Source organism: Wolinella succinogenes DSM 1740 (genome assembly GCF_000196135.1).
Lineage (GTDB): Bacteria > Campylobacterota > Campylobacteria > Campylobacterales > Helicobacteraceae > Wolinella > Wolinella succinogenes.
Window position 1 is genome coordinate 1,152,537 of sequence record NC_005090.1, and the last position, 14,105, is coordinate 1,166,641.

Below are 14,105 nucleotides of genomic sequence, written 5' to 3' on the forward strand. Positions count from 1 at the left end.
ACTCGAGGTTTTTGGACAAAATTGTAACCTGTTCGTCATTTTTTCCCGAGAAAAAACTGACTATTTTTTAATCACAAAAAAAGAAAAATCTCACGATTTTAAGCTTTTTTTCTCCAAAGCAGGATAAAATCTAGACCAAAAGCCTAAAAAAGGAGCAAAAATGGGCATAGCGGGATGGTCTTGTTCATATATGACAGGGGATAGGTGCGAGCGTCGCTCTTTTAAACCCTGTAGCCCAGGGGAGAAGGGATGCATACTCTATGGAAAAGCCACTTTCACTCCCCAAGAGACTCCCGTAGAAGATCGTCTTAAACGCTCCTTCAGGGAGGCGCCTAAAAACGCTTTTGCCTCCAAGAAGAGAGGGATTTAAGCCCTATAGAGGAAGAGGAGAGATCACGCCTTTATTCCTACCCGATTCTTTGGCTTCATAGAGGGCTTGGTCGGCCATTTTATACATGAGGTCTGGAGTGCACTGGAGGGCGTTGGGGCAGGTGAAGAGCCCAAAAGAGATGGTGAGATAGGAGGAGGATTGATTCCCTTCATGGGGAATCTTAAGTGATTCGATGCGCACTCGAATCGAGTCTAACAGGGTAAATGCCTCTTTGGAGGGGATGGCACTAAGAAGAATCCCAAACTCTTCGCCTCCCATTCTAAAGGCGTAGTCTCCGCTTCGATGGAGCGATTCTTTCATCACTCTAGCCACGGTGATGAGCGCCATATCTCCTGCTTGATGCCCGTAGCGGTCGTTGTATTGTTTGAATCGATCAATATCCAAAATCGCCAAATGAATAGGCCATCCACCGCGAGAGGCTCGTCGAAGCTCCTTTCCAATGGTTTGATTGAAGAATCGACGATTGTAGAGCTTGGTCATATCATCGGTGATGCTAAGCTCCTCGATTCTTTTTTTGTCGGTGATATCTTGGCGGATAGCGGTGTAGCCGATCTTTTCACCTTTGGCATCTCGGAGTATTTCGATATTCATCTCTACCCAGTAAAAATCTCCATTTTTCTTTCGATTTTTGATCTCACCATGCCAAGGTTTATCTTGCGAGATCGTTCCCCAAAGCTCTTGAAAAAGAGAGTCGGGAGTGTCGGGATGGCGAATGATGGAGTGGGGCTGACCTAGGAGCTCCTCTTTGCTGTAGCCAGAGATTTGGCAAAAAGCCTCGCTTGCATTGGTGATTCTTCCTTCTAGGTCGGTCGAAGAGGCGATGACATACTTGTCGATAATTCCAAGATAGCGTTTTAAGGTAGCGTTGAGCCCCTCTTCTCTTCTCCGCCCCTCAATCTCTAAGCGCATCATTTGGTTGATTAGACTTGCAAGCTCTTTGAGTTCTTCAAATTCGATCTTGGAGAGGTTGATCTCTTTGTGCTCTCTGGCAAGTCCTTTGAGCTCTTCTAGGAGAGTGAATATCTCTTTGTCGCTCTTTTTTTGCAAGAATCGAGAGAAGAGCACGATAAATCCAAAAAGAATTAGCGAGAGGAGAATGAAGCGAAGGAGCTCCTCTTGAAGTTTCTCTAACCTCTCTTGGCGTTTCTGTTTGATGTGGTGCTCTAAATCATCCACATGGATTCCACTCCCTATGATCCATGACCATGGTTCATAGGGGGTGATATAGGAGATTTTAGGCGTGGGTAGGCTCTCGCCTCTTTTGTTCCAAAAGTATTGCACAAAGGCTCCCTTTGGATTTGTAGAGAGAGCGTCCTCAAAGAGATCATGGAGGGTGTTGCCTCCGCTTAAAATAATCTCGTTGGTATTAGGAGGGGTGGCGCCATAGATCCCCTCCACTCCCATGAGGATGTCACCTTTAGAATCGACCACAAAAATGTAACCATTTTCATCTCGAATATTGCCCATGGCGTGAAGAAGCTCCAAAACGCTCTCTTGTGAGACTCCTTCAGAGCGTTGATGCTCGATGATTCCTATGGCTTGTTGCATGGCTTGGGAGATAATCTCTTTTTGAGCGCGGAGGTATCGCTCCTCGATCTCTTTGATCTCTTGATTCCAGTGGGCCCAGCTGATAAGCCCCCAAAGGGCGCCCAAAGAGAGAAAGATCACCAGTGCCGAAATGAACGAGGCTCTAAAGGCGAGAGAGGATATCTTTTGAGTGGATGGGGGTTGCATCGCCTTCTCCTCCATGATAAAAGGTAAACTTTTTTCAAACTTTGGCGCATTGTATCACAAGAGAATCAATTCTTGGGAAACGCTTCCATTTTTATAGTATAATTTGTTCCTACACCAAGGGGTTTTGTGTGTTATTAAGGACGCGCTTTCTACTTTTCACACTTCTTTTTGTCCTTTTCGTCGTGGTTTTTGAACTGATGAAGGGGTGGATTTATGTCCATCTCAAAGAGGAGCTCTTTGAAAGAAATATCGCTCTAGCAGGGAATTTTCTTGGGAGTGAGGCGATGCTCATGGCGCTTGGACTCTTAAAGGTTGAAGAGGCGCACAAAGAGAGGCGAGAGAAGATGTTTGAGTCTCTTTGGAGCGCCTATCTTTTGGGTGAGCCGCTGCACTCCCTTAAAAACAGAGCCAAAAATCTAGGCTGGGAGAATCCCGAATTTTTCCTCATTGACCTTGATTCTTTGCAGGTCTCTGATAGCACCGATCCTAGGGCTATCTTGCTTAGATTAAATATTTTCAAAAAGATGCTTCATGCCCAAGCACACCCCCAAAGCGCAACCCTCGGAGCGCTTCCTCGATATGATGCGCAAAGGAAGGTTCTCACGGGCTTTACCTATCGATACGATGCGAAGAATCGGTGCTTTTTAGTGATTCGCGCGGATTACCCCTCTATGGATAGAGAGGTCGCCAATGTCCTTTTTTATGCCAATCACATCCTCTACAACTTCCAAAAACGCACCACTATCAAGAATCTTTTCTATCATGTGCGCTATCAAGATGCAACGGGTTTAGAACATTTGGCCTATTTTGATCTGAAGAGTCCTGAGAAAGTTGATCATCAAAGGGCTCTTGATCTGGCCAAAGAGCTTTCAGATCGTGCTTTGGATATTCCTCTTGAGGAATCGGTCTGGTATCGCTCAAGTCAAGAGGAGGAGCTCTATTTGCAGCGCAAGCGATTCTCCATGAGGGAAGGGGATGTTGATCTTCTCTTGGCGATGGGAGTGGACAGGAAGCACTACTTCACCCACGATGGCTACGCATGGTTTGTGAATGGATTTTTCTGGCTAGGGATGGGGGTTTTTGGCATCCTTTTCTACTGGCTTTTTCAGAGCTGGCTCCTTCTTCCTATCGAGAGAATTGCCCAAAGGATGCATGATAAAGATCCTATTCCTCTCTCTCTAGCGGGAAAAGCCAAAGAGTTTGTGACTCTTTTGGAGACGCACAATCGCCTCCTTGAAGAGTTGCAAAAAGAGAATGAGTTTTCCAAAATGCTTCTTGATAGCCAAGATCAATTTATCAAGGATTCAATCCATGACATCAATACGCCCCTTTCAGTGATTCTCCTGAATGTAGGATTGCTTGAACTTGAGGTGGGAGAGAATGAATATCTGCTCCATATCAAATCAGGAATTCGATCGCTCCAGCATGTTTATGGGGATTTGAGCTATCTTTTGGACAAAGAGGCCAAAGAGGGAGAGGGGGAAGAGGTCTTTGATTTGGGCGAAGTTTTACGCGAGAGAATTGAGTTTTTTCGTATCGTGATTCAGGCGAATGAGAAGAGCATTTTCTTGCATATTAAAGGAGAGGGAATCAGGGTGAAGATGAATGGGGGCAAGCTCAAACGACTCATTGACAACAATCTCTCTAATGCCATCAAACACAGCTTCCCTCAAAGTCGCATCGATGTTTCGCTGGTGAAGCTTGAGCCGCACGCCTTTTTGAGCTTTAGCAATGCGGCTAAGAAGATTGAAGACAAAGAGGCGATATTCATCCGCTACACTAAGGGCGCCGAATCAAAAGCGGGTTATGGAATCGGGCTTTCGATTGTCAAGGAGATTTGCGATGAATATGGAATCGCCATTGATCTCTCCTCAGATGTTTTAACCACCTTCACCTATGTTTTCCCTTTGGAAAAGGGCTAGGGGGCGAAGAGCTCTTTTTATAAAGTTTGTTTGGGGAATTGAATTAAATCAAGGCAAAGGAGTGTCTATGAAAATCTTACTTTTGGAGGATGAGCCGGGAATCTCGATGGCCATTGAGCGCTACTTGAAAAAGCAGGGATTTGAGGTTCGGGCTTTTTCAAAGATCATGGAGGCGCTAGAGGCGATCGATGAGAATCGGGATTTCAATCTCTTTATTGTGGATGTGATGTTGCCCGATGGGAATGGAATCGCCTTTTTAGAGACGATCAAGACTCTCTTTTTTGCTCCTAAAATCATCATGATCAGCGCTGATTCGCGAATTCAGACGATCGAAAAAGCCTTTTTGGGAGGATGCGAAGATTATCTCAAAAAGCCTTTTGATATTCAGGAGCTAGGGCTAAAAGTCAACAAAATCTTTGGTCGCCTCACTCAAGAGATATCCCTCAAAGAGGGAATCGTCTATGAGAGGGTGAAGCGAGCGCTCTATATCCAAGGTGAGGAGTGCCATCTTTCGCGCAAAGAGATGATGCTTCTGGATATTCTCATCCAAAACCTTGGACGCGTGGTGACCAAAGAGGCATTGGAGGACGGTATATGGGAGGGGAATATGCCCTCTGATGATGCCCTAAGGACGACCATCAAACGCCTCCGCCAAAAAATCGGCGAGGGCATTATTAGGAATGTAGCAGGAGTGGGGTATCAGATATCGCTGGATTAGAAGCGATTCTTCTTCACCTCTTCGATGATGTTCTCGGCAATTTCGGCGACCTCTGTCGCTATCCCATCCGTCTTATCCGCCACACTGGCATTTTGTTGAGTTACGGTATCAAGTTGGGCAATAGCCTCATTGATCTGAGTGATTCCTTGGGCTTGCTCTTTAATGCTCTCTCCCATCTCATTAATCGATTGAACTAGAACATTGGTATTAGCCTCTATCTCTCCTAAAGACTTCTGAGTCCTCTCCGCTAGCTTTCTCACTTCATCGGCAACGACTGCAAATCCTCTTCCATGCTCTCCTGCTCTTGCAGCTTCAATGGCAGCATTTAGAGCCAGTAGGTTGGTTTGATCGGCAATGTCTCTAATGATTCCAATCACCCCTTTAATCTCTTCAGACTGTTTGATCACCTCAGAGGTTCTATCATTGACACTATGCATAGAGCTACTCATCTCTTCAATAGCGGCGGCACTCTGCTGAAGGCTAGCGGCTTGTTCATTGCTGCCTTGAGAGAGGGTTTGCATTGATTCTTTAAGGAGTTTGGCTTTTTGGTCGAGGAGCTCGCTATTTTGAAGATTCTCTTTGAGAATCGCCGCGATCTTCTCCCCTAACTCATTCACGGAGATAGAGACCTTGCCCATCGCATTTTCATAACGAATAGAGAAGTTTTGTGTGGAGAAAGAATCAAGCACATGGTAGAGTTTATTGAGATCTCTGGAGACATTTTTGCCTATAGATTCGATCACTTCATTGAAGATTCCTTTGAGTTGAAGGAGTCCGGGATTGGAGGCTTCTTGGGTGATGTGGCAATGGAATTTCCCCTCTTTCATCTCTGTGGCTATTGTCTTGACGTCAGATAAAAAGTTCTCATCCATTTTGGCATTGCGCTCGATTCGCTCGATATTTTCATCAATGACTCCCGCCATCACTCCAAACTCATCCGCCCCTTTGAGTCCGATTTTTTGAGCGTGGGAGCTTTCATGGTTGAGAAAGGAGAAGAATCCTAGAAGGGCTTTCTCGATTTTATTGAGCGGAGAGACGACCACGCGACTCACGGTGAAGTTGATGAAGCCCATAAGGACAAGAACAATCACCAACACAGAGAGGAGGAGCACCTTTTCGACCTCTCGGCTCTCTTTGAGGAAATCTTGCTTCAAAGAGGTGACCACGAGCATCCAGCCCCACGCAGGGAAAAATTGATAGGAGGCGATTCGAGTGCCCGCATTATCCTCATACTCGATCACTCCATGATTCTTGCCTGCAAGCTCTTTGAGATAGGGAAAGGAGCTTGGTTTGGCTTGAGATTCTTCTTTGAGTCCAAATTCAAAGCTATCTTTGGAGGGATCAAAGGCAAAGACATAGCCGCTCTCTCCAATTTGAATTGCAGAGAGCTCCTCTTTAATTCCCTTGAGGGCATCCGTGAAGTCATAACCGATATAGAGAATTCCGATCACTTCACCTTTGGGGGAGAGAATCGGTGAGTATTTGGTCATGTAGTCGCGTCCAAAGAGGTGGGCTTTGCCGACATAGTTCTCTTTGGCCATGATTTTGGCATAGGCGGGGTGGGTTTTGCCAAGAGGAGTTCCAATCGCTCGGCTTCCATCGGGTTTTTTGAGCGAAGTGGTGACTCGATAGAAGTCATCTCCACTCTTGGCAAAGACGGTCGCCGTGGCCTTGGTCTTTTGGGTGAAAAGATCCACAGAGCGGAAGTTCATCACCAGTGATTCCCCATCCAGCGTGAGATTGGGGACTTTAACTTCGCCAATATTTTTGCTCTCGTGGGGATGGAGAATGAACTCTCCGCTGTACTTGATAAGCTCGGCTTCAAAGATCTCGTAGTAGTTATTGGCCGTGACAGTGAGCTGCTTGTTTGAGGTGGAGATGAGCATCTCCACCAAGGCAGCGTTTTGCTTTAGACGGCTTTGCAGGGTCTTCTCTGCGCTATTTTCCATATGATAGGCTGTGAAGAGGGCAAAGGCTAGCATAATGAAAAGGATGATAGCGCCTTGAAGAAGAGAGAGCTTCTTCCCGATACGCATATTGAGTAGTGACATGAATGAGTCCTCGTGCGGTGGGGTCATGATATTAACTCTTAATTATAAAGAGGATAAAATAAATCCCAGCATAATAAAAAACTCTTATATTACCGTAGAAGGAAGCGTTTTCCATGGAGAATTTTTTACTCATCGCCGTGATGGTGATCCTCTTTTTTGTTTACAAGAGTTTCAGGGAGTACTTCGCCAACCCTCAATCCAGGGGGAGTTTAGGGGGACGAATGGGGGAGGGCAGTGAGCCTTTAGAGTCTTACGAAGACCCCTATAGGAATGGAAGTGTGGATGACGAGTATCGCAAAGTGGAGGCTTCTGAATTTGGCGTGATCGCTGCTTTGATGGCAAAGATGGCTTCTGCAGATGGAAAGGTGTGCGAGCTTGAAGAACAGCTCGTGAAAAATATGCTTGATGACCTCTCCAAAGAGTTTCGTGATACTGCAAAAGCCAAAGAGATTCTAAGCGAGCTCTTTGAGCGGGAAGAGCAGAGTCCCGAGGGGGTTGAGCTCTTGGCGCTAGAGTTTACAAGACTCACCAAGGGGGAGTATAAAAAGCGACTCAAACTCGTGGAGTTTTTGCTCACGCTAGCCTATGCCGATGGAGCACTGAGTGAGGGTGAGCGAGAGATCATCATTGATATTGCCGCCTATTTGGAGCTTGACAATGAGGACTTTAACCGAATCTATGATGAGTTTGAACTCTATTTTGCTTCGAGAATCACCAAGGAGAAGATGGACAGAGAGGAGGCGCTCAAACTCTTTGGCCTAAGCGAAGAGGAGGCCAAGGGGGAGACGCTAAAGCGCCGATACAGGGAGCTAGTGAAGGAGCATCACCCCGATATTATTCAAGGCAAAGGGATGGATAAAAACTTTATCGAAGCGGCCACTAAAAAGCTCCAAGAGATCAATGAGGCCTATGAGATTCTTCGCGATCACTCTTCAAAGGTAGAGGCATGAAAGAGCATTTCAAAGAGGATTTGAAGATTCTCTATCGGCTCTTTGAAGAGCGAGACGCTAAGATCAATCAGCTCTACCGCGCTCTCTCCAAGGGTGACTCCAAAGAGAACCAACTCTTTGATGACTTTTTGGAAGGTATTAAGCTCGCACCCACGCCTGAGCATCGACTCGCCCTTGGCTCAAGACTCATCAATCTTCAAGAAGGACCGCTCATGCAGGTGCTAAAGAGCGCCCAAAAGAGCGAAGAGGAGATGGTGCGCATCAAGCATGAGGTGCTTTTGTGGGTGGAACGATTCCATATGCGAGCCCACCAAGAGGCGCTCAAAGAGATGGAAGAAGGGGAGCTTCTCACTCCTTTCTATCGCGCACTTTTGCGCGGAATCCACGAGGTTGGAATCGCGATGAATCGATTCTATGAGGCGTGGCAGTTTGGATTGATCGAAGGGATTAATGCCTCTTTGGCTAAAGAGTTTGAGCAAGATGAGGAGAAGATTCTCGCTCTGCTTCAAAGCGCGCAAGAGGTGAGCGAAGAGGGGGAGGTGAGCGATCGGAGCTACTCCATTCCTCGCCAAGATGAGAAGGGAATTTACCGTGCGATTCCCTATGCGCTCGCATTCCCCAAAGAGATTGAACTTGTGGGGGAGAAACTAGAGCGCCTTGTTAAAGAGCTAGAGAATGAAGGAGATGGAATCCATGGGGCCAAAAAGGCCTATATTGCCTACTTTTTAGCGATCAAAGAGGCTTTTTTGGAGAAGAATCCAGCCAAACTTTTGGAGCGGTGGAGAGCGGTGGATAGAGCTTGGATGGGGATCACTGCGCCTATTCAGCCCGCCCATCCTTTGGAGTATTATGAGGATCGATTCCGCAAAGCGGTCGCGCCTGAGTGGGATTTGAGGATCGCCAGACCCCAAGAGGCCGATTCTCTGCCCATCAAAGAGCAGATGGCTCAATCGCTCAATGAGTGGCTCAATCGCCTTGATAGCGCCAAAGCGCACGAATCCTTGCGTCGATTCTGTCTTGATTCTATCGAGCGCACTCAGCTCTATATCGGAATCCCCGCACTCTACTATGGGGCAGAGCTAGGGGGTCTATTCTCTGCTCAGGTGGTTCCCAATGATGAGAGTGTCTCTAAAGCCTTTGGGAAAAAGATTTTTGCTTTTCCTGATCGGGTGTTGCAAAGTGCTAGACACAAGCCTTTCATGAAGCTCTCTTCGGAGATTTTCCCCGATTCTTTCCTAAGAAGAAGCCGAGAGATTCTCTTCAAAGAGGAGGATTTGTGGCACAAAATCTATGAAATTTCTACGATTGGACATGAATTTGGACATATCTTCTTCATGGATGAGGAGACTGAGATTCAAATGAACGCCAAGGGGCAATTCAAAAATATTGAGGAGTTCAAGGCGACTACGGGAGGCTTGGTGAGCTTCTTTTTGCATGAGGAGGAGGCGTTTAAAGAGGCGCTGATGATTGATCTCATCAAGCGCTCTGTGGGGCTTGTGGCGTGGATGGAGCAGAGCGAAGTGATGCCCTATTATTGCGAAGGGCTTATTCACTTAAGCCTTCTTTTTGGCAGCGGGGTGCTTGATTTTGTGGAGAATCGCCTCCAGATTGATCTCTCTAGTGCGGCGTATGAGCGGCTCAAGGCGGCCTACTTGGAGAGTTATGAGCATCTAGCGCGACACTACTTGGCCAAGGCTGAAGCTTCACTCTTTTTGGAGGGTTACTTAAGCAAAGATCCCAACCACCACTACAAGCCCATCGATCAAAAGACGCGGGCGTTTGTGGAGTTTTATTGGGCACGCTATCAGGCGATCGGTCAGGTGGTCGATCCAGAGGCGAGTAATGAGGATTGGCTTAGATAGGTTTTTAGAGGAGGGCGAAGCATGGCAACTACTTCAAAGGGTTTTTTAGAGAAAGCAAGAGAGGAGATCTACAAGATCACGGGGATCCATCTGGCGGACAATAAAGATTCTCTTATTCTCAATCGAATCGAAAAGCTTGCAAGAGAGCTCAAAATATCCGACTACGATGAGATTCTCAAAGAGGTGAGCTTGGGAAAGTATCGTCAAGAGTTTATTAATGCCTTCACAACCAATAAAACCGACTTCTTCCGTGAACCCTTTCACTTCACAGACATGATGGATCGCGTCTTACCGAGGCTCTGCCGGGAGAAAAACTCTATTAAAATCTACTGTTCAGCGAGTTCGACGGGGGAGGAGCCCTACTCGATTGCCGCGACTCTTCTGCACGCCAAAGAGGTCTATCGATGCGATGGAGTGCCCGCTTCAATTATTGCCACTGATATTGACACAAATGTTCTAGATTTTGCCCAAAAGGGTCAATACAAAGTGGACACCCTCCTTAATAAGCTTCCCACTTGGCTGGAGCTGGATCGCTATTTTGAGATGAAGCCTTTAGAGGGGGAGAAGAGTCGAGAGATACAGATGAATGCTAAAGCGTGCCTAAAATCGCTCATCTCCTTTAAAACGATGAATCTATTTTCCGAGAAATACCCCTTTGCCCGCAATGAGTTTGATGTGATCTTTTGTCGCAATGTGCTTATCTATTTCAAAGTGGAAGATCAAAAAAAGGTGCTGGAGCGACTCTTTAGCCATCTTAAAGTCGGAGGAACACTCTATTTGGGGCATTCTGAAAATATCCTTACGCTTCAAGGCCGCGTGGATCGCCTAGGCCAGAATATCTTTGTAAAGAATCGAGACTAATTATGGCTAAGAGCTTTGATCAGCGAGTCCCTCTAGAAGTGGAGAAAAAACATCACCCCGATCTCCTTCTCCCCTCTAATCCCCATAAAAAAGAGGGCAAAAAAATCATCCTCATTGGCTCCTCCACGGGGGGCGTAGAGGCTCTCACGAGAATCTTCCCTAAGCTCCCCGCAGGGCTTCCGCCTATTGTGATCGTTCAGCATATCCCCAAAGGATTCTCCACCTCTTTTGCTCAACGCCTCAACTCCATCTCGGCTTTTAGTGTCATTGAGGTGAGTGCGCGCGAAGTGCTCAAAGATTCTCACGCCTATCTTGCCCCAGGAGACAAACACCTTGTGATTGAGAATGTCGCTGGAAGCTATTTGGCCAAATGTGTTGATGGAGAGAGGATCAGTCGTCACAAGCCAAGCGTGGATGTGCTCTTTAGAAGTGGAAATAATGCTGCAGGAAAGAATGCGATGGCGATTATCATGACAGGCATGGGGGATGATGGTAGTATCGGAATCAAAGAGCTTTTTGATAATGGAGCCTATACGATTGCCCAGAATGAGGCGAGCTGTGTAGTCTTTGGAATGCCCAAAAAGGCGATTGAAAAAGGGGCGGTGAGCGAGGTGGTGAGCCTGGATGAGATTCCCCAGAAAATCATCGAATACGCCGCTAGAAGTAGCGATAAAGGCAAAAATGAACCCGCCTGAGCTCTTTTTCCCCAAAGAGGAATTTCGCGCCTCTTTTGAGGAGAAGGGCTCGACTTTCCTCTCTTTCTTGATGTCGCACGCCTACTTTGTGGAGCGCTTGAATGCTCTCAGGGCGGAGCACCCTAAGGCGGTTCACTTTGTAAGCGCAAGCCGCCAATTCAATGAATTTGGACAGATTGAAGAATCTTTTAGTGATGATGGAGAACCCAAGGGGACTTCGGGGATGCCCACACTCAAGGTGCTTCGAGGCTATCATCTCATTGATACCGCCCTTATCACCGTGCGATACTTTGGTGGCACGCTCCTTGGAACGGGAGGATTGGTGAGGGCTTACACGCAGAGCGCTAAAAATGTGATCTTGGGAGCGACCCTCCATCCTTATAAGCCATGCATAAACAAGAAGCTCTATTTGGAATACTCACACCTTCAGAGGGCGGAGTACTTGTCTTCGAAGCTTGAGCTCGAGCTTGTGAAGGAGGAGTTTTTGCCCTTGGGGGTGAATTGCCAAATCAAGGGAGAAGAGCAGAGAATCGAAGGCTTTTTAGAGGCTTTTAAAGAACTCTTTGAAAAGCGTTCTAGTTTGGAAGCTTAGGTCAAAATAGATTGGAGCTATGAGAATATAGCTTTACAATAGTGTAATTTAAGGACGAAGGAGATTTCATGGAATACTATATGTGGATTAAGACCTTTCATTTTTTGGCGTTCATCTCTTGGATGGCGATGCTCTTTTATCTGCCTAGGCTCTATGTCTATCACGCAGAACATATCGACAACAAAGATTTTGTCAAAGTGGTGAAAATCCAAGAGGATAAGCTTTACAATTTCATCGGATGGCCTGCGATGATTGCGACGGTTGCCTCAGGAGCGCTCATGATCATCCTCAATCCTTCCATGCTCTCAAGCGGCGGATGGCTCCACGCCAAGATTGTCTTTGCGCTTTTGCTTTTGGCTTATCATTTTGATAATGGTCGATATTTGAAGCTTTTTAGAGAGGATCGCTGTTTTAAGTCAGGGAAATTTTTTCGTGCTTACAACGAAGTGCCCACGATTTTAATGATTGGAATCGTCATCTTCGCAGTGCTTAAGCCTTTTTAATCTCAACCAAGGAGGATATCCATCGATTTCTCCTTGGTTTTCTCGCTAGAATTGGTAATTCTCTAGATTCTTAAGACTCTCTTCGGCTCGCCTCTTGAGTCCTCCTGCTATCCCATCCGTCTTATCCGCTACTCCTGCATTTTGTTGAGTTACAGTATCAAGTTGGGCAATAGCCTCATTGATCTGAGTGATTCCTTGGGCTTGCTCTTTAATACTATCACTCATCTCATTGACAGATTGAACTAGGACATTGGTATTGGCCTCTATCTCTCCTAAAGACTTCTGAGTCCTCTCGGCTAGCTTTCTCACTTCATCGGCAACGACTGCAAATCCTCTTCCATGCTCTCCTGCTCTTGCGGCTTCAATGGCAGCATTTAAAGCCAGTAGGTTGGTTTGATCGGCAATGTCTCTAATGATCATGATGACATTACGAATCTCTTCAGTCTGTTTAGAGACCTCTTCAGCTCTATGGCTGATTCCTCCCATAGAGCTACTCATCTCTTCAATAGCGGCGGCACTCTCTTCTAGGCTGGCGGCTTGTTCGTTGGTGCCTTGGCTTAGGGTTTGCATCGATTCCTCTAGTAAAGAAGCCTCTTTATCAAGATCCATGGCGTTCCTTCGTGTCTCTTGAAGCATGAGAGCGATGCTCGCCCCAAGGGCATTAATCGCGTTAGAGACAACCGATTGACTCTCTTCGTATTTGGCTCTGAAATCCTTGCGAGAGAAGCGCTCCAGCACTGAGGCGAGGCGATTAAGATCATCAGCTATGGCGCTTTTCATGTGGCGTTGAGCTTCATTGAAGTTCTCTTTGAGCTCTAGAAGCTGGGGGTTGGCAGGGCGACCTTGCACCTCATATCCCAAAAATCCTTGCTTCATCTTCTCGACAGAAACTTTCACTTCATCAATGATCATCTTATCTGTTTGTAGCTCTTTTTCGATTCTTTCAATGTTTTGATTGAGAATAGCGGCCATGCTACAGAATTCATCTTTTCCTTTGAGATCGATTGGCTCGGCATGATCGACCTCGTGCCCAAGAAAAGCGAAGAATTGCTCTAGCCCTTGATTGATCTTTTTAATAGGGGCGGTGATGCTTTTGGCCAGCCAAATGGAAGCAGGGAAAACCACAAAAAAGAAAAAGGCAGTGATTCCAGCAATGGCGCTAAGAAGTATCCCCTTGGCCGCACTGCGAATGGAGGATTCAATGGCGAGTCTCTGTTTATCAACATTATCGACATAAACCCCTGTTCCAAGCCAAAAATGGCTTCCTGGAATGGGCTCGGCATAGGAGAGCTTGGGCTGGATTCCTGCTCCTGGCTTATCAAAGTCATAGGAGACAAATCCTCCTCCCTTTTTGGCTGCCTTGGCCAGTTCTTGAACAAAAAAGACCCCCTTGGCATCCTTAAGGCCTGCTAGATCTTTGCCCGCGAGAGAGGCGTTGGTGGGAATGGTGATGACGGTTGTGTCAATATAGGCAAAGTAATAGCCTGACTTGTCCTCTTCATAGCGAATCTCTTGGAGGGCTTTTTTTAAAAAAGCAACCTTCTCCTCTTGGCTGGGATAACCCTCTAGAGCCTTAGAGAGCGAGAGTGCCATGGAATTAACAGAGACTTGGAGTTTGGTGGCGATCTCTTTTTCCATGCTGTTTTTCGCCTCTTGGGCGCCAAGGATTTCGATTTTTCCCATTCCATGCCAAAAGGTTCCTACGATTCCTAAAGCAAGAACTCCTGATAAAAGAATTAATAAGTAGACGCGAAGCTTGACTGAGAGCGCAGAGAGCGACATGATGACCTCCTTGTGTCGTGGCTTGGCGGAGGTGAACGCTTTAG

At 46.6% G+C, this 14,105-nt stretch carries 12 protein-coding genes; 9 read left to right on the forward strand and 3 right to left on the reverse strand.

The features are described from left to right. Nucleotides 1-160: 160 nt before the first annotated feature. Nucleotides 161-370, forward strand: a complete 210-nt coding sequence (locus tag WS_RS05760; RefSeq protein ID WP_041571813.1) for a hypothetical protein — start codon at nucleotides 161-163, stop codon at nucleotides 368-370. 3 nt (nucleotides 371-373) lie between these two features. Here the strand turns inward: WS_RS05760 and WS_RS10635 are convergent, their stop codons facing one another. Then, nucleotides 374-2,125 carry a diguanylate cyclase domain-containing protein gene (locus WS_RS10635; protein WP_011139076.1) on the reverse strand — a complete coding sequence of 584 codons (1,752 nt, stop codon included), beginning with the start codon at nucleotides 2,123-2,125 and terminating at the stop codon, nucleotides 374-376. A 128-nt stretch (nucleotides 2,126-2,253) separates the two neighbouring features. Between WS_RS10635 and WS_RS10640 the strand changes: the two genes are divergently transcribed. Both WS_RS10640 and WS_RS05775 read left to right on the forward strand, forming a co-directional pair. Continuing rightward, complete coding sequence (locus WS_RS10640) at nucleotides 2,254-4,047, forward strand: sensor histidine kinase (protein WP_011139077.1); 1,794 nt, start codon at nucleotides 2,254-2,256, stop codon at nucleotides 4,045-4,047. Between the two features lie 67 nt (nucleotides 4,048-4,114). Then, nucleotides 4,115-4,765 (forward strand): response regulator transcription factor, encoded by a 651-nt coding sequence (locus WS_RS05775; RefSeq protein ID WP_011139078.1) that lies wholly within the window; start codon nucleotides 4,115-4,117, stop codon nucleotides 4,763-4,765. Here WS_RS05775 and WS_RS11145 read toward each other — a convergent pair. Then, nucleotides 4,762-6,816, reverse strand: coding sequence for a methyl-accepting chemotaxis protein (locus WS_RS11145; RefSeq protein ID WP_011139079.1), 2,055 nt, complete (start codon nucleotides 6,814-6,816; stop codon nucleotides 4,762-4,764). The genes WS_RS05775 and WS_RS11145 overlap by 4 nt on opposite strands. Before the next feature lie 113 nt (nucleotides 6,817-6,929). Between WS_RS11145 and WS_RS05785 the strand changes: the two genes are divergently transcribed. The 6 genes from WS_RS05785 to hemJ all read left to right on the forward strand — a co-directional run bounded on the left by WS_RS05785 (nucleotide 6,930) and on the right by hemJ (nucleotide 12,279). Then, the gene (locus WS_RS05785; protein ID WP_011139080.1) at nucleotides 6,930-7,766 is read left to right on the forward strand and encodes a TerB family tellurite resistance protein; all 837 of its coding nucleotides are present in this window, start codon (nucleotides 6,930-6,932) and stop codon (nucleotides 7,764-7,766) included. Further along, complete coding sequence (gene ciaB / locus WS_RS05790) at nucleotides 7,763-9,628, forward strand: invasion protein CiaB (RefSeq protein WP_011139081.1); 1,866 nt, start codon at nucleotides 7,763-7,765, stop codon at nucleotides 9,626-9,628. The genes WS_RS05785 and ciaB overlap by 4 nt, the downstream gene beginning before the upstream one ends. 21 nt (nucleotides 9,629-9,649) lie before the next feature. Beyond that, nucleotides 9,650-10,489 (forward strand): CheR family methyltransferase, encoded by an 840-nt coding sequence (locus tag WS_RS05795; RefSeq protein ID WP_011139082.1) that lies wholly within the window; start codon nucleotides 9,650-9,652, stop codon nucleotides 10,487-10,489. Nucleotides 10,490-10,491: 2 nt separating this feature from the next. Continuing rightward, nucleotides 10,492-11,184 carry a CheB methylesterase domain-containing protein gene (locus tag WS_RS05800; protein WP_011139083.1) on the forward strand — a complete coding sequence of 231 codons (693 nt, stop codon included), beginning with the start codon at nucleotides 10,492-10,494 and terminating at the stop codon, nucleotides 11,182-11,184. After that, nucleotides 11,171-11,776, forward strand: a complete 606-nt coding sequence (locus WS_RS05805; protein WP_011139084.1) for a YigZ family protein — start codon at nucleotides 11,171-11,173, stop codon at nucleotides 11,774-11,776. Before WS_RS05800 ends, WS_RS05805 begins: the two co-directional genes overlap by 14 nt. Nucleotides 11,777-11,844: 68 nt before the next feature. After that, nucleotides 11,845-12,279, forward strand: a complete 435-nt coding sequence (hemJ, locus tag WS_RS05810) for a protoporphyrinogen oxidase HemJ (protein WP_011139085.1) — start codon at nucleotides 11,845-11,847, stop codon at nucleotides 12,277-12,279. Nucleotides 12,280-12,324: 45 nt separating this feature from the next. Here the strand turns inward: hemJ and WS_RS05815 are convergent, their stop codons facing one another. Next, nucleotides 12,325-14,061, reverse strand: coding sequence for a methyl-accepting chemotaxis protein (locus tag WS_RS05815; protein ID WP_011139086.1), 1,737 nt, complete (start codon nucleotides 14,059-14,061; stop codon nucleotides 12,325-12,327). Nucleotides 14,062-14,105 lie beyond the last annotated feature (44 nt).